Origin of the sequence: Streptomyces sp. NPDC059743 (assembly GCF_042732975.1) — a bacterium.
Classification (GTDB): Bacteria; Actinomycetota; Actinomycetes; order Streptomycetales; family Streptomycetaceae; genus Streptomyces.
In genome coordinates, this window is record NZ_JBHWGS010000016.1 from 33,453 (window position 1) to 60,198 (window position 26,746).

Genomic DNA, 26,746 nt, shown 5'->3' on the forward strand with positions numbered 1-26,746 from the left:
CGCTCGGTATCGGTGCCGGGCCGCCAACGCGCGCCCTGCCCCACTGCGGGGCTTGCCCGCTCGTGTGCGAACCGCCGAGTTGACGCCTGGGCCCGGCAAACAGGCTACTCCTGGACGATGGCCATGGACTGCAGCCGTACCGCGTCCTGCCCTGGTGGGGCGCCGAACATCCGCCGGTACTCACGGCTGAACTGCGAAGGGTTGTCGTAGCCGACGGCGTATCCGATCGCAGCCACGTCGCTCGGCGCGGAAATGAGCTCGATTCGGGCCTTCTGCAGCCGGATCTGCTTCTGGTACTGCAGCGGGCTCATTGCGGTCACCGCGCGGAAGTGCCGGTTCAGGGTGGACACGCTCGTGCCGATGGCCGAGGCGAGGTCGTCGATGCGGATCACCTGGTCGTACCGGGCCCTGATCCACCCAGTGGCGCCGGCGACGAGGGCGAGCCGGCTGTCCGCCGCCCCCGCCTGCCGGATCAGGGCCCCCTGAGGCCCGTTCAGCAGCCGCCAGTGGATCTCCCGCCGCACCCCGTCCCCCAGCACCCGCAGATCACGCGGGTCCTCCAGCAGCCGCGTCAACCGGACCAGAGCGTCCAGGAGTTGGTCGTCCGCGTGGCTGATCGCCATGCCAGGCCCGTCGTGCGGCCTGATGGAGGTGGGTCCGCCGTCCACGAGTAGCTGCGCGATCGTCGAGGGCGCGAGCCGCAGTCCGAGCCCGATGAACGGCTCTTCGCGGCTGGCCCGGAAGATCCGTCCGCTCAGCGGGAGGGCGACGGTCACCACCACGACCTGGCCGGGATGATGCTCGAACACATGCTCGCCAAGAGCCGTGCGCTTCGCCCCCTGTACGACCAGGCCGAGCATCGGCTCGGTGATTGCGCTGATCGTCTCGGTCCTGTGCTCACTGGCCACGACCTGCACGTCCTCGACCCATCTCGGGCCGGGATGTCCCGCGGCGAGCCGAGTGATACGCCGACCGAGTTCCTCCAGATGACTCACCCTTCGAGTGAACCACGACCGGTGGGCGCAGGCCCACCACCATCGCCGCAAGATTGAGCGGATCGTGCAAGTCATCGGGCGCAATGGGCTAGGTGTTCGGACCTTTCGCGGTTTGCATGGAGAGGTACTCGAAACCGCTTCCACAGGGTGTGAAGCATTCCCCCAGCACGGAGGACCACGATGTCACTCGATTCCTACGTCACCCTCGGCCGCTCGGGTCTGCGGATCAGCCCCCTCACCCTGGGCACGATGACGTTCGGCAATGACTACGGGTGGGGGGCCAGTCCGGAGGAATCGGAGAAGATCCTCGCGACCTACCTCGACCGCGGCGGCAACTCGATCGACACCGCCAACATCTACACCAACGGCCACTCGGAGAAGATAATCGGCGACTACCTCGCCGGCCGGTCGTCGCTGCGGGACCGACTCGTACTCGGCACGAAGTTCTTCTGCAACCTCTACCCGAACGACCCGAACGGCGGGGGACCCAGCCGCAAGGCGATCGTGCAACAGGTGGAGAACTCGCTGCGCCGCCTGCAGACCGACTACATCGACATCTACTGGCTGCACAACTTCGACCCGGTCACACCGGTCGAGGAAACGCTTCGCACGCTGGACGACCTGGTCAGCGCCGGCAAGATCCGCTACGTGGGCTTCTCCGACGTGCCGGCCTGGGCGACCGCCGAGGCAGCCACCATCGCGCGGCTGCGAGGGTGGGCCCCGATCATCGCGCTGCAGTTGCAGTACTCCCTCCTTGAGCGGACCTCGGAGGGCGAGCTGATCCCGATGGCCCAGTCCCTGGGCATGGGCGTGCTGCCGTGGTCTCCGCTGCACGGAGGCATGCTGTCGGGCAAGTACTCCAGCGCGAACCCGACCACCACCGACACCGCCCGCACATGGGCCGCCGCGCCGACCGAGGCCGAGCTTGTCGTGATCGACGCCGTCAACGCTCTCGCGGAAGAGGTGGGTGCCACACCCGCCCAGACCGCCCTGGCCTGGACGCAGGGACAACCCGGCATCACCTCCACCCTGATCGGCGCGCGCCGGATCGACCAGTTCGAGAACAACCTCGGCGCCCTGGACGTGGACCTCACCGAGGCACAGCGCGCCGCGCTGAACGAGCTCTCGGCGCCGAAGCTGAACTTCCCCGCCGAGAACAACCGGCAGTTGGCACGGATGCTGCAGTTCGCGGGCGCCACTGTGGACGGCAGTCCCTCGGCCGCCTACCCGTCGCTGGTCGAGAACGACACCCGCTACTGACCGCCGCTCATCGGTCAGGGGAGACAAGCCATGACGCGGCAGTTCGCAGGCAGGATCGCGCTGGTCACCGGGGGCGGCTCGGGCACCGGACGCGCCACCGCCCTGGCGCCGGCCGCCGAGGGCGCGCTGGTGACGGTCGCGGGGCGCACCGAGGACACCTTGAACGCGGGGTGCACCGCGGACACCTTGAAAGAGACCGTGGGGCTCATCGAGGCCGACGTCGGCAACGCCCGGTACGCCGTCGCCGACGTGAGCGACGAGCCGGCGGTCCGGTACGCCGTCGAGACCGCGGTCGGCGACACCGGCCGTCTCGACTTCGCGGTTGAAGTCGCTCCTGGCGGCCCATCCGGTGGGCAGGATCGCCCAGGCGCACAAGATCGCGGACGCCGCGGTCCGGCTGTGCTCCGAAACGACCACGCAGCAGATCGGCGTGCCGGACAACCCGCGCCCAGCGGGGGTTTGTGAAGGGACCCACGCAGGGGCCCACGCACTCGCCCGCATCCGACGGCCCCCTCCTCGGCCACCACTCAAGGAACTCCCATGAGCAGAAGCACACCCGCGTTCAGCGAGTCAAAGCCCCTGGAAGCCAGGAAGAACGCGACCAGCACCGCGATCGGCCGACTGCTGGGGCTGCCGGCCAAACGGAACAAGGTACGTGTGGAACGGGCCGTCAACGTGCCGATGCGGGACGGGGTGACGCTGCTCGCCGACCACTACATCCCCGTCACCCATGAGCCGGCACCCACCATCCTGATTCGTTGCCCCTACGGCCGGGGATTCCCGTACGACCTGATGACGGGCCTGCCCTTCGCCGAGCGCGGCTACCACGTCCTGCTCCAGAGCACCCGCGGCACCTTCGGCTCCGGCGGCACGCACAGGCCGGGCGCCGACGAGCCCAACGACGCGCAGGACACCGTCGCGTGGTTGCGTACCCAGGACTGGTTCGACGGAAGGCTCGCGACGGCCGGCGGCAGCTATCTCGGCTTCACCCAGTGGGCGCTCGCGATGGACCCGCCCCCCGAACTGACCGCGATGGTCGTGATGATCGGCGTACACGACCTCGGCCTCGCCGGCTACTCGCAGGGGCCGCTGGATCTGTTCAACATACTGAGCTGGTGCGATCTGCTGTCGCACCAGGAACAGGTCGGCCCGATGCGGGGCCTGCTCAGGATGGTGCGGGCCGAACGGCGACTGGCCCCGGTGCTGAACCGGATGCCGCTGCGCGGCGCGATGGACGACACCAGCGGCAAAGCCACACCGTGGTTCGACGAATGGGTCGACCACACGGACCCGAACGATCCGTACTGGGAGCCGTACCGCATGGCTGATGCCCTCCAGCGAAGCACCGTGCCCACGTTGCTGATCGGCGGCTGGCACGACTTCTTCCTGACCCAGACGCTGCAGCAGTACGCGTCGTTGCGCTCGCGCAACGTCGACGTCGACGTCGCACTGACTATCGGCCCATGGACCCATCTCAACGTCGACAACAAGATCGCCATGCCGCAGGCCATCGCGTGGCTGGACGCCCACACCGCGGGCCGTGCGCCCGTACGCCGTGACGCACCGGTGCGCGTATTCGTGGGCGGCGCCAAGCAGTGGCAGGACCACCAGTCCTGGCCACCCGACGACGGCCGGAGGACGACCTGGTACCTGCAGAAGGACGGCAGGCTGGCGGACTCCCCGCCCACCGCGGCATCGAGCACCACGGGCTTCCGCTACGACCCCAAGAACCCCACACCCTCGGTCGGCGGCCGCCTGATGGCGCTCAGCGGCGGCGCGCAGGACAACCGGAAGCTCGAAGCGCGCGACGACGTCCTTGTCTTCACGACGGATCCGCTCACCGCTCCCTTCGAATTCCACGGCGCGCCGGTCGTGGAACTGCACATCACCTCGGACAATGCCGACGCCGACCTGTTCGCCCGGATCTGCGATGTCGACCCCGTCGGCCGCTCGGTCAACGTCACCGACAGGATCGTCCGCTGCACCGCCCAGGACACGGCCCCGGGCCATGTCAGGACGGTACGGATCACCATCGACCCGGCGGCCCACCGGTTCCTGGCCGGGCACCGCGTCCGGCTACAGGTCTCCGGTGGCGCGTTCCCTCGATTCGCCCGCAACCTCGGCAGCGGCGAGGCCCCCGGGACCGGTACGAAGACCCGGACCACCACGCACCTCATCCACCACGACACGGCGCATCTGTCAGCCCTCACGCTGTAGGGGCAGTTCGACCCGGGAGCCGGACCGTCCGCTGCAGCAGCCGCTGAAGCCGGCGTGCTGTCCCCAGGGCGGGGGCCGGGGCGCAGGGCCGCCGGATCACCGGTGGCCCGGGCCGGGCGCGGGTGGCCGACGGCGCGTCAGCTCTGGTCGCGGGCCGCGCCGCCCGCCTCGTCATACTCGGCGAAGACCTCGCGCGCCACGGCGTAGCTGTCGAACGCGCGGGCGACGCCCGCGTAGACGGCCATCTGGATGAAGGCCTCGACGATCTCCTCCTTGGTCACGCCGTTGCGCAGCGCGATCCGAAGCTGGCCGCGGAGCGGCTCCAGGATTCCCAGGCTCGCCGTGATGGTGACGGAGACCAGCGCGCGGGAGCGCAGGTCGAGGTGATCGGTGCGGGGCCAGGCGTCCTTGAAGGCGTGCTCGGTCGCGATCCGGGTGAAGTCGTAGGCGTTGGCCGGCTCGGACGGCCGGGGGTCGACGAACGGCGCCAGGCTGAAGCCGAGGATCCGCTCGGCATTGTCCAGGGCGCGGGTGTAGTCAGGGGTGTGCTCGGTCATACCGCGATTCTGCACCCGTACGACGGGGTGGCAGTACACCGGAAGCCCCGGAGCACTGCCACCCCGCCGTCGCACGGTCGCGCATGAGTTCATGGAACCTGCTGGAGAAAAGGTCGGGTCATCGCCCTGGTCCGCCCCGGTAGTCCGGCCGACCTGACTGGTGCCGATCCCGTCGGCGCTCAGTCGCCGGCCGTGGACGGCAATACCGCCCACATGCGTGCCACCCGGTCCTTGAGCAGGTAGCCGATGCCTGCTGCGCCCTCGGCCAGCAGTTCGGCGGCGTTGGTCTCTTCGACGTACTGGGAGAGCATCAGCACGGGCAGACCGGGCAGTCGTCTGCGGGCCTCGATCGCGGCGCGCAGGCCATCATCGCGGAAGCCGGGTGGGAGTCGGACGTCGAGGACCGCGGCGTCGGGACGGTGTTCCAGGAGGAGCGGGAGGATGTCCGGGCCCGTGGACGCGGTGGCCACCACCTCGTGTCCGACGTCGTTGAGCAGCAGGATCAGGCCCTCTCGGAGCAGCGCGTTGTCCTCGGCGATCACGAGCCGCATGGCAGGTTCACCTCGATGGTGGTTCCGGCTCCGGGGCGGGAGTCGAGCCGTGTGGTGGCGTCGAGGGCGGCGACCCGCTGGCGGATTCCGGCAAGTCCGCTGCCCGCGGCGGGGTCGGCTCCGCCGTGGCCGTCGTCGCGTACGAGTATGCGCAGATCGGCTCCGGTGTGGTGCACGGTGACCTGGGTGTGGGCGGCATCGCTGTGCCGGGCGAGGTTGGTGAGGGCCTCGGCGACGGTGAAGTAGGCGGCGGCTTCGACGGCGGCGGGTCACTTCCACCATCCCGCCGCGGGTGGACTACGACCTCACGCCGTTGGGACGCGGCCTGTACGACCTGCTCTCCGGCGTCCGCGACTGGGCAGGGGAGAAAGAACATCGAGGATGTGAACGACGCCCGGAAGCGCTACGACACAGGAGCACGCCGCCCCCCAGCCGTAACGGTACGGCCGCGAGCCGGTGCAGCCGTGGGCACACTGCCGACGCGAGGGCCTCACCACTCAAGGCCGGTGAGACCCTATGGCGTGTGACGGGGCAGGGTGTGCGGACGGGCCCGATCGCGTGAGTGCAGTCGGGCCATGGCGAACACCGGCTACGTCAGCCGCAGCGTGCCCCGCAGCACCAGCGTGTACGTATGGTTCGTGTCGGTCCTCGGACACGAACCATTACCCCACGGGATGATGCGGAAGCAGTGACCAGGTCCGGACAGAGGTTCGCCTCTGTCCGGACCTGGTGTTTTCCGGGGTGGTAGGTGCCTTGTATGCCGAGGCTGCGGTAGACGGCGGCCTTCTCCTGAGGCGTGGCCCCGTGGATCGCAGTGGCGATGTCCTCGGGGACCTCAAACATCGCATCGGCTTCGGGAGGGGAGTGCATCTTGGAAACGGCAGCGCTCACCCTACGTACCGGCGGCGGAACTGGAGCTGGCTGAGCAACTACCTTACGAGGCCCTCTCGCTGAGTAGCTGTGCGCCGCTGCGGTCGGCGGCGATGCGCTGGACGGTGCGGGCGAAGGCGATGACCTCGGGCCGTGCGGTCTTCGGGAGCCAGCCGAGGGCCAGCGTGGTCGCGGGCAGGTCCGCCACGGGGACGGCGACGACCTCCCGTGTCAGGCGGTCGGCGGCGGCCGAGCCGACGACGGCGATGAGCCGGCCCAGTGCGACCCGGTCGACGATCTCGTCCAGGCCGATGGGCGGGCAGCGTTTCAGGTAGGCGGGCTCCTGGCGGAGGTCGGCGGTGCTCACCACCGCGCGACGGGCAAGGGGATGGTCGTGCGGCAGGAGGGCGACGGGGTATTCCTCTGCGACCTCGGTTGTCTGCAGGTCGGTGAGGTCGGCACTGTCCATGCAGAGGATGGCGACGTCGGCCGTTCCGTCGCGCAGCGCGTCTGCCTGGTCGTCGGTGAAGACGAGCTCGGGTTCGACCCCGTCATGGGATCGCAGGACCTGCGCGAGCAGTCCGGAGCCGGTGCCGGGACGGACCGCGATGACGAGCCGTGCGGGGCCGGCCGCCCGCCGGGTGTGCTGCACCGCGGCGTCCAGTCCTCGCAGCAGTCGGCGGCACTCGTCGAGGAAGACGGCTCCGGCGGGGGTGAGCTCCACGCGGCGGCTGGTGCGCTCCAGGAGGCGCACTCCGATGCGTCGCTCCAGCCGGGACACCGCCCGGGACAGCGGCGGCTGCGCCATCCCCAACCGTTCCGCCGCCCGGCTGAAGTGCAGTTCCTCGGCCACCGCGACGAAGTACACGAGCTCTCGGGTTTCCAACTGATCCATACCTCCAGAGTATCGCTTGGTGTCGGAACGGTCATGGCTCCCCGAGCTGCTCGCTGCTTCGATTAAGAGAGCTGCAGCGGGGTTCTCTCCCCGCCGGAGAGCGCTCCGCCGGGCATTGGCCGGGTGTCCCGGATGCGGCGATGAGACAACGAAAGGAAACAGCTCTCATGAGCGACGAGCGCAAGGTGCAGGAAGTTCTGGCCCGCTACGTCCGGGCGACGGACCGGCGCGACGGCAAGACGCAGGGCGCCCTGTTCACCGACGAGGCGATCGTGTCGATCCAGCTCAAGACCGGCCCCGACAGCTACGAGCCGTTCGGCGAGCCCCTGATCGGCGGGGCGGGCGTGGAGTACGCGGTCACGAACATCATGTCCCCGCACCCGGAGGGCGGCTCCAGTCACCACACCACGTTCGACCACATCATCGACGTCGACGGTGACGACGCCCACCTGAACGCCCAGTTCGTCGTCTACAAGGTGCAGGCCCTCACGCGCCCGGCCGACGGCCGGCCTGCCGGGACCTTCGGGCCCCAGGCCACCATCCGACCCGTCGAGTCCGGCTACTACGACACGGACCTGCGCCGGATCGACGGCGAGTGGAAGATCGTCAAGCACACCGTGCTCATGGACATGCCGATCGCGGTTCCGGGGGCCTGATGCGCGCCGTGGTCTACCGCCGCTACGGCGGTCCTGAGGTCCTGGAGCCCGCTGAGCTGCCCGAGCCCAAGACCCATGTCGACTCGGTCCTGGTCCGGGTGCGGGCGGCCGCGCTGAACCCGGCTGACTTGGCGATACAGGCTGGGGCGCTCGACAGTGCCGTCGAGACGTACTTCCCGGTTGTACCTGGCTGGGACATCGCGGGTGTGGTGGAGCGCTCCGGTCCCGGGGCCCCGGAGTTCGCCCCGGGGGACGAGGTCATCGGGTACGTCCGCGGCGATGTGCAGCGCGCCCACGGTGGCCTGGCCGAACTCGTCTCCGCCGACCCCGGCACCCTCGTGGGCAAGCCCTTGAGCATGGGCTTCGCCGAGGCGGCGGGCCTCCCGCTGGCGGGCCTGACCGCGTACCAGGCGATCGTCCACACCCTGAAGGTCCAGTCCGGCGAGATCCTGCTCGTGCACGGCGCGGGCGGCGGGGTGGGGTCCCTCGCCGTCCAGATCGCACGGTCCCGCGGAGCCAGGGTCATCGGCACCGCCTCGGCCCACGACCACGACTTCGTGCGCACGCTCGGCGCGGAGCCGGTCGCCTACGGCGAAGGGACCGTGGAGCGGGTGCGGGAGCTTGCTCCGGGTGGCGCGGACGTGGTCTTCGGCGCCGTCGGCGGTGTGCTCGCCGCGACGGCGGCAGCCGGTCGCCGCGGTGCACGGATGGCGTCCATAGCCGAGATCGGTACTCCGGGCGTCACCTCGGTGTTCTGCCGCATGAATCGCACCGATCTCACCGCCCTGACCGAGCTCGCCGAGACCGGCCGGCTCACCGTGCGGGTCGGCGCCACCTACCCCTTGGAGCGCGCAGCCGACGCACAGCGCGCGCTCGCCGCCGGCGGAACCCGCGGGAAGGTCGTCGTCGAGATCCGCTGAGCCGTCAGCTCGGCCTCGTCCTGGTCCCACTGCGCCCTCGCTCGTCTCGGCGCACCCCCTCTCTTCGGTGACCGCACTGCGGGCGCGATGTTCCGGGGTGCGCCAGGCGCGTAGTCGATCACCCCTCAGCAAGCCGACCGCAACACGTGGTCACTGTCCCTGGGACGGACTCACATGACAATCGCTACATCTCGCCGCCGCGCCGTGCGGACGACCATGATCGCCCTGGTCGCTGCGGGGGAGTCGGCCTCGTCGGCGTCGGTATCAGCAACGCCGCCACCAGCGGACCTCCGCCGGCCGCGGTGGCGACCCGTGCCGACGACTCCGCTCGCGCCGACGTCCAGCAGGTCCTGGCGCGCTACGTACGCGCCACCGACCACCGGGACGGCGCATCCCTGTCCGCGCTCTTCACACCACAGGGCAAGGTGGACGTCTCCGCCAAGAACGCCAAGGGCGGCCATCAGCCGGTCGGATCGCGGATCGTCGGCCGGACCGCCATCGCCGACGCGGTCACAGAACGTCAGAGCCCACTGGGAGGGCTGCGCTCCGAGCACCATGTCACCTCCGACCCGCTCGTGGAGATCCGCGGAAACACCGCGCACCTGAACGCCCAGTTCCTGACCTACGCCGTGCACGGAGCCGCCGAACCAACCACCGGCCGACCGGCAGGCACAACCGGCGCCCAAGGCGTCATCAAGCCCTTCGAGGTGGGCTACTACGACCTCACCTTGCAGCGGGTGGGCTCCGGATGGCAGATATCCCACCTCCGTGTCCTGCACGATCTGCCGATCGCACTCCCACGGGGTTGAACCACTGCCCCGGCCGTAACCCACAGCGCCCTCCAAGCAGATATCGCCGGCCGTCATGGACCGCTTGGACGGAACGCATTCTGATTCTTGACGCTGTGGGGACCCGGGATCCCGCACGTACCTGCCGCGAGAGTTTCAGAGACGCACACTGCATGGCGAATTTCGGTGGAGCGCGGGCCGCCGTCGTGGTGGCCGTCCGCTCCCGCAGCCGCGCGCCTGCGGTCGATCCTGGTGCGTCTGTCCGTTTCTGCATATGGCCTGACCGCGATATGCATCACTGGCTCGGGCCCGCTGCGTACGTTGGAAAGTGAGTGCACGGGACAGCCGAATGGACCCTCGCCGGAAGGAGTCGATCGCTGTGCGGTTGGTCGTGGGTATGACGGGAGCGACGGGTGCCGTACTCGGGGTGCGTTTCCTGGAGAACCTTAAGGCTGATGCCGGACGTGGAAACCCACCTGGTGGTTTCTCGGTGGGCCCTCAGCACGATCGAGTTGGAGACCGGCCGGTCGGTGCGGGATATCAAGGAGCTGGCCGACGAGGTGTACGCACCGGACGATCAGGGGGCACGGATCTCCTCGGGTTCCTTCCGTACCGATGGCATGGCCGTGATTCCGTGCACGATGAAGACGCTGGCCGGTATCCGGGCGGGTTATGCGGACGGGCTCGTGGCGCGGGCCGCGGACGTGACCATCAAAGAGGACCGCACGCTCGTCCTGGTCCCCCGCGAGACGCCGCTGAGCGAGATCCATCTGGAGAACATGCTCGCCCTGCGCCGCATGGGCGCCCGCATCGTGCCGCCCATGCCCGCGTTCTACAACTTCCCGGAATCCGTGGGCGACATCGTGGACCACATCACCGCCCGCGTCCTGGACCAGTTCGGCCTGCCCGCGCCCGCGGCCAAGCGGTGGGACGGGATGAGAGCCGCCCGCGCCCTCAGGCCCGTCGAGTGACCCGCCGGAGCCGGCCGCGGCTCGCCCCATCCACCTATCGCTCTGGAGCTCCCCTTGCCGTACGACGACCTCCGCGTCTTCCTGGAGACGCTCGACCGAGAGGGCCAACTCCTCCGTGTCACGGAGGAGGTGCTGCCCGAGCCGGACATCGCGGCCGCCTCGAACGCGGTGACGCGGCTGGGCGACCGGGCCCCGGCCCTGTACCGGCTCAACGACGGTGACGGCGGCTTCTACATCGACAAGGCCGCCGTGGTCTCCAGGGACCCCGACGACCCGCACGACAGCGGCAAGCAGAACGTCGGCATCTACCGCCTCGAGGTCAAGGGCAGGCGCAAGCTGGCCATTCAACCCGTACCCATGCACGACATCGCCCAGCACCTGCGCAAGGCCGAGGAACGCGACGAGGACCTCCCCGTCGCGATCGCCGTCGGCAACGACCCGATCATCTCGATCGTCGCCTCCACGCCCCTGAAGTACGACGAGAACGAGTACGAACTCGCCGGAGCGCTCCTCGGCAGCCCCGCACCCGTCGCCACCGCGCCCCTGACCGGCCTGCCCGTGCCCTGGGGCTGCGAAGTACTCATCGAAGGAGTCATCGAACGCCGCAAGCGGGAAATCGAGGGCCCCTTCGGCGAGTTCACCGGCCACTACTCCGGAGGCCGCAGGATGCCCGTCCTGCGCATCGACCGGATCTCCTACCGCACCGACCCGATCTTCGAACACCTCTACCTCGGAATGCCCTGGACGGAAGTCGACCACCTCATCGGTCCCAACACCTGCGCCCCGCTCTACAAGCAGCTCAAGAGCGAGTTCCCCGAAGTTCAGGCGGTCAACGCCACCTACACGCACGGACTGGTGGTCATCGTCTCGACGGAGAAGCGGTACGGAGGCTTCGCGAAGGCGGTCGGTACGCGGGTGCTGAGCCTGCCGCACGGACTCGGTTACGCGGCCACGGTCATCATGGTCGACGAGGACGTGGACCCCTTCAACCTCCCGCAGGTCATGTGGGCCCTCTCGACCAAGATGAACCCCTCCAGCGACCTGGTGCGCATTCCCGGACAGCCCATCATGGAACTCGCCCCGCAGCCGGACCATCCCGGGATCATCGACAAGCTCGTCATCGACGCGACCACCCCGGTCGGCCGGGACCGCCGCGGCAGCTACGGAAATCAGGTCCACGACCTCCCCGAAATGCGCGAGTGGCTCGGGAAACTCCAGCGCATCGCTGCGGATGTTGCCGCCGCCGCGCAGGCCCAGGAAGGGAATCTGATGGACGACAATCTGCGGCCTTCGTCGAATACCTCGTTCTGACCACGTCTGGCCCGGCCAGGGTCACGACCCAAGGAGATCATCATGGCAGTCAACCCAAGTCGTCCCGAAGTCGCCACCTCCAGGGGCGCAGTCCGCGGCACCGTCGAGTCGGGCGTCCACGTCTTTCGCGGAATTCCGTTCGCCCAGCCGCCCGTCGGGGCTCTTCGGCTCGCCGCACCCGAGCCGGTGCTCCCGTGGGACGGTGTGCGCGACGCGGACACCTTCGGCCCGAGCGCACCGCAGTCGCAGATGCTCTCCCAGGCACAGGCCGATGCCGCCGCCCCCGAGGGATCCGGCGGCGCCCCTGCCGAGGCCGACGACCGGGGATGGCTCACGCTGAACGTCTGGACCCCGGACCTCGGCGCCGCGCGCCTTCCCGTGATGGTCTGGATCTACGGCGGCGGATACACCCAGGGCAGTGGGGACGAGCCGATGTACGACGGGGCCCGGCTGGCCGGTGAGAACGGCGTGGTCGTGGTCAACATGAACTACCGCGTCGGAGCGGAGGGTTTCGGTGTGTTCGCCGGCGCTCCCGCCAACCGCGGACTGTTGGACCAGGCGGCCGCCCTCGCCTGGGTGCGGGAGAACATCGAGCCGTTCGGCGGGGACCCGGACCGCGTCACCGTCTTCGGCGAGTCGGCCGGCGCCGGTTCGGTCGCCGCCCTGCTGGCCGTGCCCCGGGCCCAGGGCCTGTTCCGACGCGCCATCGTGCAGAGCATGCCGAGCCACTACTACAGCCTCGACCTCGCCGAGGGCCTCGGCCGCGGCATGGCCGGCCTGGCGGGCGTGCCGGCCACCGCCGCCGGTGTCGCCTCGATCGGACCGCAGGCCATCGCCGACGCGACCACCGCACTCGCCCGGCAGATGGCGGCCGATCCCGGACGGTGGGGAGCGGAGGCCATGCGGGCGGTCAGCCCCGTCGTCGACGGGGACGTCCTTCCCCGGTCCCCGTGGGAGGCACTCGCTGCCGGGCAGGCCCGGGATGTGACGGTCCTCGGCGGCCACACCAGCCACGAGTGGTTGACCATCATGGCCGCGAGCGGCCAGCTGGGCGGCATGGACGACACCGTTGTGCAGGCCGAGTTCGACAGGCTGACCCCCGACGGGGGCAAGGCCTACCGCGCGGCCTTCCCCGACGCACAGCCGTGGCAGCTCTTCGAGAAGCTCCTGACGGACTGGGCCTTCCGCGTTCCGCTCGTCCAGCTCCTCGACGCGCACGTGGCCGGCGGCGGTACCGCGTACGCCTACGAACTGGCCTGGAAGACCTCGGTCTTCGGCCGACCGCTGGAGGGATCCCCGCACGGGGCCGACGTCCCCCTTGTCTTCAACACCTTCGGAGCCGGCCCCTTCGGCGGTGAACCGACCCAGGAGGAGAAGGACCTGTCGGCGCGTATGCGCACGGCATGGACCTCGTTCGCCGCCGTGGGCGACCCGGGCTGGGCCGCCTACGGTACCCAGGACCGCATCACGCAGGTCTTCGACCTGAAGGACAGCGTCGGGCCCTACACCGGACAGAGGAACCTCGGCCTGTGGGCCCATAAGGCCTTCGGCGCGGTCCCCGCACCCAAGGGCTGACCGGCACGGGGTACGGCCGCGGGGACGTGCGGCTCGGCCCCGATCCGCCGGAATCGCGGAACGCGGCCCGGACCGGACGAGCCCCACGTCCGGCCCGGGCCGTACCCGTCCCCCAAACGCTCCCTGCACAGGCTGGGGTTCACACCATGGACACGATGAGGAAGGGCGAAGTCGCCGAGCTCGCCTTCTGGCCGACGGCCGGCGCACCTCCCGGAGTGGAGGTGTTCCGCTGCTCCACACTGCCGCACCGGGCGGAACGCCACGGCGTCGACCGGCGCTCCGCACTGCGACCCGACTTCCACCAGCTCATCTCCGTACGCTCGGGCACACTGCGCTGGTCGGTGGACTTCACCGACCACGTACTGACCGACGGCCACTGGCTCTGGATCCGCCCCGGCCAGGTCCGGTGCCATTTCTCGGAGCCCCGGCCGAACTGGCGGACCGACGAGGTCGCCGCCGCAGGGTGCCGCAGCGCGGCACCCTGTCGTGTATGCGTTCCGGAAGGAACTATGTATTCGAGGTCATTAATGCTCCTTGGCCTCGCCGCACATGAGGTTCTCAGCCTCGATCTCGGATTGCGACAGTTCCTCGTCGATCCCGCATTTGAAGAGTCCGGAGTACGTGAATGGTGACCAGGTATTCAAGGTCCCACGTACGGGCTTCCCGTCGGACCTGCCGCATCCGTACACGAACGATGCCTCGACCAGGTCCACTCCCACGACATCCACCAGCACACCGGAGAATTTCCCGAATTCGGTCTTCAGGACTTTATCCTCATTACTCAGGGCGAAGGACGCGCCGACTTTTTCGAGCTGCAGCCCAGTCTTTTCCTCGAGGGAGGCGACAGCGGCCTGCGGGTCCAGGTCCTTGCCACCCGGGGAGGTTGAGATGCTGGCTCGTATGGAGCGGATCGGAATTGCCTCGAAGCGGGCGCGGACAGTCTTTCCTGCGGGAACATCGAACCGCTGACCGTCCGAAACGGCGGCCAGTACCTGGCGTTTCGCCACCTTCCCCCAGTGGAACTTGCCCTCCTGGCAGGTCCATTTTTCCGGGTCGGACCGCTTCGCGGGCGACTCACGGGTCGATGGCGCGCCCGAAGTGTGGGTTGCTGCGCTGGAAGTGCAGGAAGTGACCATCAAGACTGCAGCAAGCGATGTCGCCACTCGAAGCGATGTACTCATGGGGTCTCCAGTCTGGTGCGAGCTTACTCTGAGGTGTGGAGGGGTCAGCATCCCTTGTTGACCGCGAGCTTCGCCAGGGCGTCCTTGGGCTTCACATCGCAGCGATAGGCGTCCGTGTAGTTGATAGTGGAAAAACTCTTCCCTTTCGCCGTGTATGTCTTTACGTGGTACACCTGACTCTTGCAGTGGTAGCCGTACTCGACGCCTTGCACATGGCGTCTACCATGATAGAAGACCCAGGTGTGCCCCGTGGGCAGATTGGTTTCCCGCGTGTACGACTTCGTCTTTGTTTTGCTTCCAAGGCCGGTAATGCTTATCCCCGTGTCAATTTTGGCGTCGGCGATGAACGCTGCCTTTGCCTTGACGGAGGCATTGGCTGACACCGTGACGCTGGCCTCCAGGTGCGTTTGCACCTCTTCGACGATGGTGTACTTCTGCGTGACTCCTGTGTGATTCCCGATGTGATCCAGGTGCGTCAGTTTCCAGGACTTCGTCGTGTAGTCCATGATCCGGTAGTCGGGGCACTTCCCGTGGGCAGTGTCGGCATAGGCGGACTGCCCCGGCATCAAGAATGCCGAACACAACAGGGCAAGGGCGAAAACGAAAGGGAACTTCTTCATGCGGAATCGATTTCCTCTGCGGAAGAGAATGAAAAGGGATGGAATTCCCCACCGGCTGCACCTGGGATTTGTTCCGGGTGCAACCGGCGGATTGGCTTCTCTATCCTCTGACCAGGTCTTGCGTGTCAAAGAGGTAGGGATTCACGCGGCTTGCTTCGCTCTCCTGGGCTTCCATGGGGGTGAGGTAACGGCCGAGCGCCGGGCTGTAGAAGCGGCCACCGATCAGAAGCGTGCCGACGAGTTGGCGATCGGCCAGGGCGGTCTCGCCGAGCCAGCCGTAGCGCAAGGTGCTGTCGGTGAGTCCGGTGTCGCTGTAGGCGTGGACGGTAGTGGCGCCGTCGACGGTGGCGAGTGTGACGGCGGTGTCGCCGTGCACGTCCATGAGTTGCAGAGTCACGACCGCGCTGTCGACGGTGGCGACAAGGTTGCCGTCAGGATCCCTCAGATAGCGGCTTGTCGTTGTGCCGTTGCTCGACCATGAAGGAGTGGTGGTGTCGTCGTCGTAGTGGTTGACGACCGCCTCTGCCGCGGTCCACGACCCGGATACCTTGGTCTCGATTGCGGCAGTGGCCAGGCGGCCTTCGGCGTCGAGAGTCCAGGTCTCTCGGTCCGTGCCACGGGTGAGCTGGTTGGCGCTTCCGTCGGCGTAGTGGACCAGGTCTGTGCCGTCGGCGAGTGCCGTGGTGTCGCCGAAGGCGTCGTAGGTGTAGCCGCTCCCCGAGATCTGGTTCTGCGCGTTGTAGGCGTAGGTGTCCTTGGTGGTGGCCGAGGAAGTGTCTCCGCAGGTTGCCGTGGTCGTGGTCACGCTCGTACGGTTGCCTGCCCCATCGAGTGCGTAGGCACGAACAGTGCACGTGCTGTCCGCCTCGTTTTCGTCGGTGCGGGTCAGGCGCCCAGCACGGTCGTAGGTGTAGTCCACGTTGACTGTGGTTCCAGCGGTGCGGGTGTCATGCGCGGTCTTCTCCCCGATGGTGTAGTCCGCGCCGCTCAGCAACTCAGGAACCCCGGCGGAGGATGCGTAGAGCCTCTGAGTGACAAGCCCCAGTTCGTTGTACGAGACCTTCAAGCTGCTGTCGTCCGGCAGGGTCTGGGACTCCAGCCGGCCTTCGGCACCGTAGATGAAAGTGAACGCCCCGGCGCCGGAGTCGGTCATCGTGACGACCGCATCGCCGGAGCTCGTGGCCGAGTAGGCGTAAGTCGTGGTGGAGGCAGCTGAGTTCTTCACCGAGGTGCGGCGGTTGGAGGAGTCGTAGTCGGTCGTCGTGGTGTTGCCTGTGCCGTCGGAGTAGCCGGTCAATCGGCCGAGCTGGTCGTAGTTGTAGCCGACAGTCCTGCCATTGGCGGAGACCGTGGACTTCATCCCGTTGCCCGGGTCGTAGGTCACTGCCCGATCCGGCATGGCGGCGCCGGTGTTGGAGGCGACGTGCGTGAGCACAAGTCGGCCGGCATCGTCGTAGGTGTAGGAGGTGGTGCGGTCGGTGCTGCCTGACGTCCGGACCACCTTGGCGGGGCTGCCCCAGCGGTCGTAGGTGAACTGCTCAGCGATTGCTTCGGACTTGTCGGTGTCGGACACCGCGCTGGTTACGGTCCCGCACACCATGCCCGCCCATTCGGGGTGGCCGGAGCAGGTGCCGCTGCCTGCGCCGTCCCAGTAGGAGGTCGTGACGACCGTGTCCCCGGGAACGGTGGTGGCGCTGAGCCTGCCGTCCGAGGTGTAGGCAGTCGTCGTGGCCAGTGTGAGGCCTGTTGGATCGACCGTCTCCTTGACCGGGCTGCCGGTGTCCCAGTTGTACTGCGTGGTGGTGACTGTGATGTCACCGTCGTTCGGGTAGCCGGAGACCTGTGCCCCGACAGTGGTCGTCGTCGGCAGACCGCCTGCCTGAGCGCCGCTGGGGCGATCCTGGTCGTAGGTGTACGTGGTGTGCTTGCGCGCCGCGACCTGCTCTCCCGCGGGCAGGTCCGTCGCGTTCGCGCCTCCGCTGAGGCTGTGCTGGATCTTGATCAGGTGCAGGGGGCCGGTTTCGGACAGCAACAGGCCATTCGCATCGTAGGTGCTCACCGTGGAGAGGCGCTCGGCGCGGACGTTGGTGCTTTCTTCGCCGATCTGCAGCAGAGCCAGTTCCGCGGTCGCGTCCGCGGCAGTGCCCAGGGCAAGCTCGCGGTTGGCTGCGGTCAGCTCGTGAACGATGTTTCCGTTGCCGTCATATTCTCTCGTATAGATGTGTCCTCCGGGCGACGCCGTGTTCAGTTCGCGGCCCTCCGCGTCGGCGTAGGCGATTTCCGCCCTGGTGTAATCACCGCTGTCGAGGAGCGTTCCGATGGGCCCTCCCGGCACGCTGTCGGCAGGGAAGACCGCGGTGGCATCCACCGGCACAGTCTGCTGGCCCCACCTCGCCACTTCCGGGCCCGACATCTGGTAAGGCGCGTTACCCCCGCTCAGGGGTACGTCGTAGACCAGGGACACGGTGCCTGTGTCCGGGTTTCCCTCGATGCCGGCACGGGAGGCGCGGGTCAGCATGCCGTCCCCGGCGGTGTCACTGTCACCTGCACGGGCGTAGGTGAAGTTCCATGCGCGCTGGCCGGGCGGCCCGTAGGACGTCACTCGATCGACGGTGTCGTAGCCGTAACTGGTCTTCAGCTGCGGGCTGATCCGTGGGTCCCACGCCTGCCTCAGATGGCCACTGGTGTCGTAGGCATAGGCGGCGACAGAGGTCTTGGTCGTCTTCGTTGTTCCCGGGTCCGCGGCGTGCAGCAGGATCTTGCTGACCTGTCCGGCGAAGTCGCTGTAGTCGGACTGCGTCGCCGTCGTTGATGTGGCGTAGACGTATTCGATGATCCGGCAGTCTGCGGTCGACATATCCCGGTAACAGTCGTCCGCGGCGCCGTTCTTGGTGGAGGTGATCACGTACTTGGGGCGGGCCGACACCGCATCGCCGTTGAAGACCGCCTGGGAGACGGCGACCTCGCTGTCATCGCTCAGATGGGCGACGGTGTCCAGGACCCAGGTGCCCGGGGTGCTGCTCAGGGCGTAGCTGGAGATGGTTCCGTAGCCGTCGGCCAAGGTGAAGGTGTTTCCGCCAGTGCTTCCGGTGAGGGTCAGTCCTTCGACGTCGGCAGAAGTCCACGTCGCGCCGGAGGCAGTGAACCGGGCGGAGGTCTCGCCGTCAAAACCGACCAGCTCCACCGCCGTGCTGGATTGCTTGACCACCTTGGCGTAGCCGGCGTCCTGGACATCGGCGCCGTGTCCGGCGATCCAGCCCGGACCGAAGATCTCCGAGGCGTTTTCGTCGTCCGAGGAGGCTCGGGACGCGGCTGTGCGCATCACCTGCTGGCCAAGGAGATCGACATCGGTTTCGGTGATCTTGTAGTTCCCTGTCAGCAGATTGACTGTGCCGGGGCCGATGTCCTTGGTGGGGCCTTGTCCTGCTGCCCGGTCGAGCGTAATGGTGGCCGCCGGGGAGTAACCCGATGCACTGTCGCCCGAGAGGCTGACGCGCACCTGAAGGTCGGAATCCACACCAACAGTGGCTGCGACGTTCCAGGTCAGCGCGGCCGACTGTCCACCGGCCATCGGCACCGGCCAGATCACGCCCGAGCCATCGGTGGCGGCGACGTCGTCTGCAGGGATCTGGGCCCAGTCGCCCTCCTCGCCGAGGCGGTAGTACCAGGTTGCCTTCGTGTAAGTGGCCAGACCACGTGCCTGCAGGGTCACTCGGCGGGCTGTGGTGATGCCGTCCTTCGGGGCGACGACTGCCGCGCCGTCGCCTACGCCGAAGCTGTAGGACGTGGTGCCGGTGGACAGGTTGCCGCCAGAGTCGACGGTCCGGGCGTACAGGGTGTGCCAGCCGTCGGTGGGGCTGATGGAGACGGTCAGTGGGTCGCCGCCAGTCCCGTCGGCGGTGTCGTCCACACGCTTGGGTGTGGTCGGGTCGTCCAGGCCCCAGTTGAAGCCCTGGCCGTCGGTGGAGGTGGTGTCCAGGGTGCAGGTCACTGGACCGACGGCCGCTGCCGTCCAGGTGTCCTGGCCGTAAGTGTCACAGGTCACTGAGGGGGTGGCCGGCAGCGAGGTGTTCAGGACGAAGGCGGTGTAGCCGGACCAGCTGCCGTAGTCGATGTTGTCGTGGCCACGGACGCGGTAGCGCAGGTGGACGCCGGCCGGGAACGCGGAGGCTGACGGGATGGCAAGCGTCGCGGTGGCGCCGGAGACCACCGAGGCGGAGGTACCGATGTAGGTGTAGGCGGTGTCGGCGTAGGCGGGGTCGGCGGTGACCTCGAACTGGCTCTTGACCGTGGCGCCGTCAGGATCGGTGACCTTGGCCGTCAGGGTCGGGGTCAGTGACCTGACGTACCGTGTGCCGTTGTAGGCGTTCACCACGCTCGGCGCGATGGCCGCGGAGGAGGTGGTGGCATAGGAGTTGTAGGTGGCGGTCAGCTTCGGTGCGTAGCCGGAAGTGGTGTAGTTCGCCGAACGGAACCGGCGCCAGGTCAGCGAGTCGGACTCGCCCGCGCTGTTGATGCGCAGGCCGTAGTTGGGCAGACCGTCGGCCCATGCCTGGACGATGCCGTCGATGTCCCAGTTCGACCAGTTCGCCGGGCAGGAGGAGCTGTAGCCCCAGGCTCCGGTGTTGATCACCTCGCCCACCGAGGTGGTGGTCGGCTGGGTGCCCCATGTGACGTCGGAGGAGGACCAGTCGGCGGTGATACGCCGTGCACGAGTGCCGGCCCCGGGGCTGCAGGAGGAGGAGTAGTACGAGTACAGGGCAAGGTTGGTGTCGGTGATGTGCTTGCCCTTGAACTTCGACACGTCGAACTTCAGGTACGACCGCGCGATGTGCGAACCGCTGTCGTAGGTGCCCGACTTCAGCTCCTGCGAACCCTGCTGGGAATCGGTGTAGTCCGGGGTCTGCACCCACGTGTCCGTGGTGACCGCGAGCGTGGAGGTCGGGTCGACGGTGACCGGGTAGGTGGCCGTGGCCAGGAAGTCCGCGGCCGGCGTCAGCACCAAGGTCTGCTTGCCGTCGCCATCGGTCTCGACCTTGGTAGCGACCTTGGCCTGGTGCTCCGGCTCGCCAGAGGTCTCGTTCTTGGTGGAGTCCCACATCATCGGGGCCGATGCCTCGGCCACCAGCTTGCCCGAAGAGTCCTTCAGCAGCAGATGCCCGGACTCCGCCTGGGACAGCTTCAGCCCGTCCAGGTCCATTCGGATCCGGTAGGACACCGGTCCGTCCGGCTGCTGGTCCAGGACCATGTTCTCGGTGAAGCCCTGCGCCAGCGCTGTGACCTTCAGCCTCTGTCCGCCGCCCAGGTCGTAGGAGGCGGTGTTGTCCTTCACCGTCGGAGTGGGCAGCTCATCCTCCCATCCCAGGCCGAAGGACTTGGTTCCCTTCGTCACCGACGCGAGGGAAGTGTCGCCACCGTCGGAGACCGCGATGTCAGCTGCCGTGGCCTCCGGCGTCAGGTTCGAACCGGTGTCGGACAGCGACACGTCGATGTCCTTCCACACCCCGTCCTGCTTGACCCGGATCGGCCCCGCGTAGGCGGCGGTCTGCAGCTCACCGCTCGGCAGTGCCCAGGTCGTCGAATCCTCGGTCCGCGCGGACAGCACCTCGATCTTCCGGCCCTGCAGCCGCGCCATCAGCAGCGCCGACGCCTCATCCTGGGCCTCGGCTTGTCCCTCTGCTGTCGTCGAGGAGGCAGCCAGGGGCGACTCGGCGGTCGCGGCGGCCAACTGACCAGTGGACGCCGTCACCAGCGCCGTCTCCATCGCCAGTACCAGCGACACCACACCCGCTACTCGGCGCATCTGTCTGCGAGCAGAGGGATGCAGTGGCGCGAACGGGCCCGGTGGCCCGCCTTTGAACCAGAGAACCATCACATCTCCTTCAAGGGATCTCCATGGAGATCAAGGAAGAGATGTCTATCCGGCCAAGACTCCCCGGCAGCGGTCAGGGTCGGCTGGCGGAAGTACTGGCGCGGGCGAACGGTCTGCCCAGTACCAATATGACCCGCTCTCGGTGATCTTGCTCCAGGCCCCTGCCCGCCACCCGAACCGCTGAAGGTATGGAAATCACAAAGCGATACCTTGATTCAGATTTTGCATTTGTCGCCCAATTAAGACATTTGCTGACAAATCAATTTGCTTGACCTCGGTCCATCGATCGGCTATCCCCTGACGACCGGTCATGGATGTCGAGACAAGGAACCCCGCCCCGGGAGTGGTGATGCGCCGTACGAGTGCCGATCAGTGCCGCAATCGTGCCCACTGCACGTCCATGTCGCCGGTTTGTGTCCCCCCTCGGACACGATCTTGCGTACACGGACTTACGTACGCGGAAGAATGGGGTTGTGACTCAACGGTCACAGCCCGATTTTTTGCGTCGTATGTGAGCGTGAGGCCGAATGCTTGGTGGACGGGGGCTTTGCGGTCGGGATTGGCGGCGAGGAGTCTGACCCAGTCGGTACAACGGCTGGGCGTCTCGGCAAGCAGCTGGTCAAGTGGTCACAGTCGGCCGGAGCGTGGTCCGTGCGAACTCCGCCATGCCGGCCGCGAAGCCGGTTGCCGGAGTCCAGCCCAGCTCCTTGCGCAGTCTGTGGGAGGACGCGGTGATGTGGCGGACATCCCCAAGGCGGTATTCACCCGTGATGACGGGCGCGGGCCCGCCGTGGGCACTCGCCAGTGCGGCGGCCATCTCGTGGATGGTGTGCGGTTCGCCGCTGCCTGTGTTGAAGGCCGTGAGCGCGCCCGGCGGTCGGTCCGGCAGCGTGGCCAGTGCGAGGGCGTTGGCCGCTGCCACGTCCCGGACGTGCACGAAGTCCCGTCGTTGTCGGCCGTCCTCGAAGACCCGGGGTGCCTCGCCGCGTTCCAGGGCGGAGCGGAAGAACGAGGCCACCCCCGCGTACGGCGTGTCCCGGGGCATGCCCGGACCGTAGACGTTGTGGTAGCGCAGCGAGACGGCCCGGCCGTGGGTCGTCCGTGCCCAGGCCGCCGCGAGGTGTTCCTGGGCGAGTTTGGTGGCCGCGTAGACGTTGCGCGGGTCGGTAGGCGCGTCCTCGTCGACCAGTCCGGTGACCAGTTCGGCCCCGCAGTGGGGACAGCGCGGCTCGAACCGGCCGGCGTCGAGGTCGGCGACCTGGCGTGGGCCCGCAACGACTCGGCCGTGTCGGGAGCAGTCGTAGCGGCCCTCGCCGTAGACCACCATCGAACCGGCCAGAACGAGAGCGCACACTCCGGTCTCGGCCATGGCGGCGAGCAGGGTCGCCGTGCCCAGGTCGTTGCAGGAGACGTATACGGGGGTGTCGGCGAAGTCCGGGGTGAGCCCGACCATCGCTGCCTGGTGGCAGACCGCGTCCACGCCGCGCAGAGCGGCCACTACGGCCTCCCTGTCGCGGACGTCCGCGCGGATCATCTCTGCCTCGGCCGGTAGCGGGAGCGCCCCGTGGGCGGACGACAGCAGGGCGTCCAGGACGACCGGCTCGTGTCCGCGGCCGATCAGGTCGGTGACGATGTGCGAGCCGATGAAACCCGCACCGCCGGTGACAAGGATGCGCATGGGACGGAGCCTTCCGGAGTTGGTGGATGGGTGGTATCGCCGGTCTGCCCGATCACTCGGACGGGCCGTCGGGCGCCGCGGGCTTTGAATCGGTGTGCGGACCGGGTCGGTCGCGGAACGCGAGGGACGCCACGTACCAGACGGCCGAGGCCGCGAAGAGGGCTGCGGTGACGAGCAGCCAGCGGCCCAGGAAGACATCGGCACTCAGCCCTGTCGTGACCGTGTATCCCGGAACCCGGCGGAGTACCAGCGGGTACCAGACGAGCAGCAGGAGCAGGGAGACAAGGCCCGGGACCCGGACATGGTTGATCAGGGCCGCCCGGTCGGAAGCCCGGTCCGTGGACGTGGTGGCGCCCGCCGGTAGCAGTCGCCGCACCGCGCGGTCGAGGAGGGTGTAGAGGGGCAGCAGGACCAGGTCGTGCACCAGGGCGGCGCCCACGAACCAGACGGCGACGGCCAGGGCGTTCGTACCCAGCAACCGGACGCCCGCGTACGCGGTGAGGGCGAAGGAGCAGAGGATCAGCAGCAGATGGAGCGGGGAGCCGCCGTAACGGGCACGGAAATACCTCACGAGACGGCTCCCGACTCCGTGGCCGGGGTCGTTCCGAAGGTGAGGGTCGTGACCCATTTGGTGTTGTGGACGCCCGGGTTGGCGGGGACGATGATCCGCGCCGGATAGCCGTGGTCGAGCGACAGGTCGGCGCCGTTGACGCGCAGCGCGAGCAAGGAGCGCGGATTGCGGACCTGGTTGTCCCGCAGGACCGTGGAGCCGAAACCTCCGCTTTGCAGGGAGTCGACCCGGACCGAGGGCAGGTTCTCGTGCAACCCCACCAGAGCCGCGAGATCGGACAATCGCACTCCGCTCCAGTGCAGGTCCTCGGTGGACCACCCCTCCACACAGGCGATGGGCAGCCAGGCCGATTGCTGCGGCAGGCGGAGCATCTCGGCGCGGGTGAGCACGACCTCGCGGGAGCCGCCGCGCACCACGAGCCGCCAGCCGGCGCCCGTGTCCTCGGCCCGGACACCGACGTCCGCGGCCGTCTTGTTGATCGGGAAGGCGTTGGGACCCTGCCCGGGGTTCCGGCCGTGCGGAGCGAGCAGGGCCGTCCGCCGCAGGCTGCCGCCGATGCTCTGACCGGCCGTCACGACCAGCAGCGCCAGGGAGGCGAGGCCCACCATGCCGAGGATGCCGCGTCGCGACATGGTCGGCGGGGCGGGCAGCGGGGAGACCAGGCCGGTCCGGTCGGGCGGTTCAGGGCGGGTACCGCTCAGAGGGGTGCGCAGTTCGGTGCGCAGCCGCCGACTCCGCAGCGAGCGTGCCACCACGCGGAGACGGAAGGCGACGTGCACGACGAACGCGCCGATGAATACCCAGGCACCGTAGAAATGGAGGGTGTAGAAGGAGCCCGGAAAGATGTAGTGAAGCTGGATGTTGAGCAGACCGGTGGCGAACTCGAACAGGGCGCCGCCGACGAGCAGCAGCAGGGAGAGCCGCTCCAACGCCTGGCTGGGCGAGCGCAGCGGCGGCCAGGCGAACAGCTTCGGGATGACGGACCACAGCTTGGCCAGCAGCACGGGGACGAGGACGACGCCGAGTGTGACATGGACGCCCTGGGTGACCCGGTAGAGCCAGGACGGACTGGTCGGCCAGGCGAAGAGGTAGAAGCCGAGTACGCCTTTGTCCGGTGTCTGGTCGTTGATCGGGGACAGGTTCGGGTTGTAGGCCGCGTAGGAGAGCAGGCCGGTCACGAAGAGCACCGTGATGCCGATGAGCAGGACCAGCCCGAGGACTGAGGTCAGCCACGGCCCTCGCAGCGGGCTGCGCCAGAATCCCGGTCGGGACGGCCCTGGTGGTGGCCCGCCCGTCAGCCGGGCTCGCAGCCGGGTGCGGGGAGACTCCGGTGCGCGCGTGGAGCCTTCCGGGACGGGGCCGCCGATCCGTCGGCCGGCCTGGTCCCCTGCCGGGCCGGGCGGACCGGGCTGGCCGGGCTGGCTGGGCTGGCTGGGCTGGCTGGGCTGGCTGGGCTGGCCGGGCGGACCGGGCGGCGACTGCGGGCGCTCGGCGGCCGATGGGTTGTCAGCCGTCATCATTTCCTCTTTTCCTGGTTGCGTTCGACAGGTCGTGCTTCCTGAGGTACGCGCATCACGGTTTCTGCCGCTGGTGACGGGCCCCGGCCCGACCAGTGGCGGTGGGCGGCCGCGCCGCAGACAACAAGGGCGGCTGCGCCGTACGCCAACTCCTGCAACGGCATCGCAGGAAAGGCAACGCTTCCGACATAAAGCACCGCGCCGGCACCGGGGACGGCGAGCCACTCCGCGCGGCCGTCGAGCGCGACCAGGCCCACGACCAGCAGGGCGTACCAGGAGTAGCCGGGCGAGACCAGCGTCAGTGTGGTGCCGGTCATCAGGAGGGCTCCCTGCCACGGCTGCTCCGGGTCTCCGCGCCGCCAGACGTACACCGCGGTCAGCGCGATGAGCGTGGCGGCGACGGGTATCGCCGCCACGTCGGGCAGCAGCAGCCGCAACAGGGCGAAACGGCGCACGTCGCCGGGCTCGTAGCCCTCCTCCTTCAGATAGCCGGGCAGGTAACCCAGGATCCGGCCCCCGGAGACCGCCGCGTACGGCAGATAAACGAGCACGAAGGCGACGACCGCGGGAGCCACGGTCCGCAGCATGGACCGCCGCCCCACCACGGAGCCGAGCAGCGCGAGGACCGGCAGCAGCTTCACCGCGGTCGCGGCGCCCAGCAGAACCCCGCGTCGGCTGCCCGGCCCCACGGTGCCCAGCGCCAGAACGGTGAGCAGTACCCCCAGGGTGTCGACGTGGGCGTTGTTGACCGCCTCGACCGGCACCGCCGGGCACCAGGCCCAGAGCGCCGCCGTACGGGGGTCCCGGCCACGTCGGCGCAGCGCGGCCAGCAGCGCGGCCGTGGTGGCGAACGCGAGCACGGCGCCCGCGGCCTGGAAAGGCTTGTGCCGCCCCTCGGCGGGCGACAACTCGTGGACGGCGAAGAACCACCACTCCGCCACCGGGGGATAGATCGTACGCGCCTGTGGACGGTTGATGCGGGTGCACCCCGTCGGCCGCGCGTCAGGTTCGTCCTGTGCCGCCGGGAACGTGTGCAGTTCCAGGCGCTGGGTGGTGGCGGGGTCCTGACAGGCGGAGTCCGGGGGGAAGAGCCATGGGTCGCGCAGCCGGGCGAGTTCCGGAGCGGCCGGCGGATGGGCGTACGGGGAGATGCCGGCCGCCTGCACGGTACCGTCCCAGACGTAGCGGAACATGTCGCTGCTGGTGCTGGGCGGTCCGGCCAGGCCGGTCAGGGCCACAACCGCGCTTCCCGCGAGGATGACGGCCGTCGCCCGCCGTACCGGGACCGCCCGCACCGCCCAGCAGGCGGCGGCGAACATGGCCCAGGCCACCGCGTACCAGAACAGGATGTGTCCCGGGCGCGCGAGGACTCCGCCGGTGCGGACCGAAACGGTGGTCGCCGCGACGACGCCGGCCAGCAGTACGAGCGTGCCGGCCGTCCAGGCGCCGGACCGGCCGACGCGAGCCCGCCCGGCGAACGGGGCGAGCGCGCTCATGCCGGCCCGCCGGGAGGCGGACTCGGGCAATGGGCGGGAGGCACCGGCCGGAAACCGGGACGGCAGGGCCTCGCCATCTGGGCATCGGCCGTGAGCCTCTGGTGACGGCCCGTCATGAGCTGAAGGCCGACCCAGGAGGCTCTGGCCGTTCCGCACCGACGCCACGGCTGAGGGCGGCGTCGGACGGGCCTCCGATACCTGGGCGGGAGAGGCACGGGGTCACCAATCTCTGTTTCCTTCATGGA

20 protein-coding genes and 3 pseudogenes are annotated in these 26,746 nt (G+C 68.6%); 10 read left to right on the forward strand and 13 right to left on the reverse strand.

The features are described 5' to 3' along the window. Positions 1-104: 104 nt before the first annotated feature. Positions 105-995 (reverse strand): AraC family transcriptional regulator N-terminal domain-containing protein, encoded by an 891-nt coding sequence (locus ACFV6H_RS26910; RefSeq protein ID WP_385546814.1) that lies wholly within the window; start codon positions 993-995, stop codon positions 105-107. 180 nt (positions 996-1,175) lie between these two features. Between ACFV6H_RS26910 and ACFV6H_RS26915 the strand changes: the two genes are divergently transcribed. The 3 genes from ACFV6H_RS26915 to ACFV6H_RS26925 all read left to right on the forward strand — a co-directional run bounded on the left by ACFV6H_RS26915 (position 1,176) and on the right by ACFV6H_RS26925 (position 4,472). Continuing rightward, positions 1,176-2,255 carry an aldo/keto reductase gene (locus ACFV6H_RS26915; RefSeq protein WP_385546817.1) on the forward strand — a complete coding sequence of 360 codons (1,080 nt, stop codon included), beginning with the start codon at positions 1,176-1,178 and terminating at the stop codon, positions 2,253-2,255. Positions 2,256-2,285: 30 nt separating this feature from the next. Beyond that, the gene (locus tag ACFV6H_RS26920) at positions 2,286-2,720 is read left to right on the forward strand and encodes an SDR family NAD(P)-dependent oxidoreductase (protein WP_385546820.1); all 435 of its coding nucleotides are present in this window, start codon (positions 2,286-2,288) and stop codon (positions 2,718-2,720) included. A gap of 75 nt (positions 2,721-2,795) precedes the next feature. Continuing rightward, positions 2,796-4,472 (forward strand): CocE/NonD family hydrolase, encoded by a 1,677-nt coding sequence (locus ACFV6H_RS26925; RefSeq protein ID WP_385546823.1) that lies wholly within the window; start codon positions 2,796-2,798, stop codon positions 4,470-4,472. Positions 4,473-4,609: 137 nt separating this feature from the next. Here ACFV6H_RS26925 and ACFV6H_RS26930 read toward each other — a convergent pair whose 3' ends face one another. The 3 genes and pseudogenes from ACFV6H_RS26930 to ACFV6H_RS26940 all read right to left on the reverse strand — a co-directional run. Continuing rightward, positions 4,610-5,029, reverse strand: a complete 420-nt coding sequence (locus ACFV6H_RS26930) for a carboxymuconolactone decarboxylase family protein (RefSeq protein ID WP_384088518.1) — start codon at positions 5,027-5,029, stop codon at positions 4,610-4,612. Positions 5,030-5,241: 212 nt separating this feature from the next. Beyond that, a pseudogene (locus ACFV6H_RS26935) lies at positions 5,242-5,580 on the reverse strand (response regulator); the annotation flags it as partial. After that, positions 5,568-5,849: pseudogene (locus ACFV6H_RS26940) on the reverse strand (sensor histidine kinase); the annotation flags it as partial. The pseudogenes ACFV6H_RS26940 and ACFV6H_RS26935, both read right to left, overlap by 13 nt. Positions 5,850-5,872: 23 nt before the next feature. On the opposite strand from ACFV6H_RS26940, the gene ACFV6H_RS26945 reads away from it, so the two are divergent. After that, positions 5,873-6,142, forward strand: a complete 270-nt coding sequence (locus ACFV6H_RS26945; RefSeq protein ID WP_385546826.1) for a hypothetical protein — start codon at positions 5,873-5,875, stop codon at positions 6,140-6,142. Positions 6,143-6,514: 372 nt separating this feature from the next. Here the strand turns inward: ACFV6H_RS26945 and ACFV6H_RS26950 are convergent, their stop codons facing one another. Further along, complete coding sequence (locus tag ACFV6H_RS26950; protein WP_384975497.1) at positions 6,515-7,345, reverse strand: LysR family transcriptional regulator; 831 nt, start codon at positions 7,343-7,345, stop codon at positions 6,515-6,517. A 167-nt stretch (positions 7,346-7,512) separates the two neighbouring features. Here ACFV6H_RS26950 and ACFV6H_RS26955 point away from each other — a divergent pair, with 167 nt between their 5' ends. The 6 genes and pseudogenes from ACFV6H_RS26955 (at position 7,513) to ACFV6H_RS26980 (ending at position 13,566) form a co-directional block, all read left to right on the forward strand. Next, the gene (locus tag ACFV6H_RS26955) at positions 7,513-8,001 is read left to right on the forward strand and encodes a nuclear transport factor 2 family protein (RefSeq protein WP_384975496.1); all 489 of its coding nucleotides are present in this window, start codon (positions 7,513-7,515) and stop codon (positions 7,999-8,001) included. After that, entirely contained in the window at positions 8,001-8,921 is a 921-nt protein-coding gene (locus tag ACFV6H_RS26960) for an NADP-dependent oxidoreductase (RefSeq protein ID WP_385546830.1), read from the forward strand. The genes ACFV6H_RS26955 and ACFV6H_RS26960 overlap by 1 nt, the downstream gene beginning before the upstream one ends. Positions 8,922-9,223: 302 nt before the next feature. Beyond that, entirely contained in the window at positions 9,224-9,730 is a 507-nt protein-coding gene (locus tag ACFV6H_RS26965) for a nuclear transport factor 2 family protein (RefSeq protein WP_385546833.1), read from the forward strand. Positions 9,731-10,088: 358 nt separating this feature from the next. Then, positions 10,089-10,680, forward strand: a pseudogene (locus ACFV6H_RS26970) (UbiX family flavin prenyltransferase). 54 nt (positions 10,681-10,734) lie between these two features. Beyond that, positions 10,735-11,991 carry a UbiD family decarboxylase gene (locus tag ACFV6H_RS26975; protein WP_385546836.1) on the forward strand — a complete coding sequence of 419 codons (1,257 nt, stop codon included), beginning with the start codon at positions 10,735-10,737 and terminating at the stop codon, positions 11,989-11,991. Between the two features lie 42 nt (positions 11,992-12,033). Continuing rightward, the gene (locus ACFV6H_RS26980; protein ID WP_385546839.1) at positions 12,034-13,566 is read left to right on the forward strand and encodes a carboxylesterase/lipase family protein; all 1,533 of its coding nucleotides are present in this window, start codon (positions 12,034-12,036) and stop codon (positions 13,564-13,566) included. 139 nt (positions 13,567-13,705) lie between these two features. Here ACFV6H_RS26980 and ACFV6H_RS26985 read toward each other — a convergent pair whose 3' ends face one another. The 8 genes from ACFV6H_RS26985 to ACFV6H_RS27020 all read right to left on the reverse strand — a co-directional run bounded on the left by ACFV6H_RS26985 (position 13,706) and on the right by ACFV6H_RS27020 (position 26,501). Further along, positions 13,706-13,918 carry a hypothetical protein gene (locus tag ACFV6H_RS26985; protein WP_385546842.1) on the reverse strand — a complete coding sequence of 71 codons (213 nt, stop codon included), beginning with the start codon at positions 13,916-13,918 and terminating at the stop codon, positions 13,706-13,708. Between the two features lie 172 nt (positions 13,919-14,090). Next, complete coding sequence (locus tag ACFV6H_RS26990) at positions 14,091-14,747, reverse strand: hypothetical protein (RefSeq protein WP_385546845.1); 657 nt, start codon at positions 14,745-14,747, stop codon at positions 14,091-14,093. A gap of 44 nt (positions 14,748-14,791) precedes the next feature. Continuing rightward, positions 14,792-15,367: a hypothetical protein gene (locus tag ACFV6H_RS26995; protein ID WP_385546848.1), complete on the reverse strand. Its 576-nt coding sequence runs from the start codon at positions 15,365-15,367 to the stop codon at positions 14,792-14,794. Positions 15,368-15,467: 100 nt separating this feature from the next. After that, positions 15,468-21,239 carry a DNRLRE domain-containing protein gene (locus ACFV6H_RS27000; RefSeq protein ID WP_385546851.1) on the reverse strand — a complete coding sequence of 1,924 codons (5,772 nt, stop codon included), beginning with the start codon at positions 21,237-21,239 and terminating at the stop codon, positions 15,468-15,470. Positions 21,240-21,858: 619 nt separating this feature from the next. Next, on the reverse strand, positions 21,859-22,917 hold the full coding sequence (locus ACFV6H_RS27005) for an NAD-dependent epimerase/dehydratase family protein (RefSeq protein WP_385546854.1): 1,059 nt from the start codon (positions 22,915-22,917) through the stop codon (positions 21,859-21,861). 52 nt (positions 22,918-22,969) lie between these two features. Continuing rightward, a complete protein-coding gene (locus ACFV6H_RS27010) occupies positions 22,970-23,488 on the reverse strand; it encodes a hypothetical protein (RefSeq protein WP_385546857.1) in 519 nt (172 codons plus the stop codon). Then, positions 23,485-25,008, reverse strand: coding sequence for a molybdopterin-dependent oxidoreductase (locus tag ACFV6H_RS27015; RefSeq protein WP_385546860.1), 1,524 nt, complete (start codon positions 25,006-25,008; stop codon positions 23,485-23,487). The genes ACFV6H_RS27010 and ACFV6H_RS27015 overlap by 4 nt, the downstream gene beginning before the upstream one ends. Beyond that, a complete protein-coding gene (locus ACFV6H_RS27020) occupies positions 25,005-26,501 on the reverse strand; it encodes a glycosyltransferase 87 family protein (protein WP_385546863.1) in 1,497 nt (498 codons plus the stop codon). Before ACFV6H_RS27020 ends, ACFV6H_RS27015 begins: the two co-directional genes overlap by 4 nt. Positions 26,502-26,746: the final 245 nt, after the last annotated feature.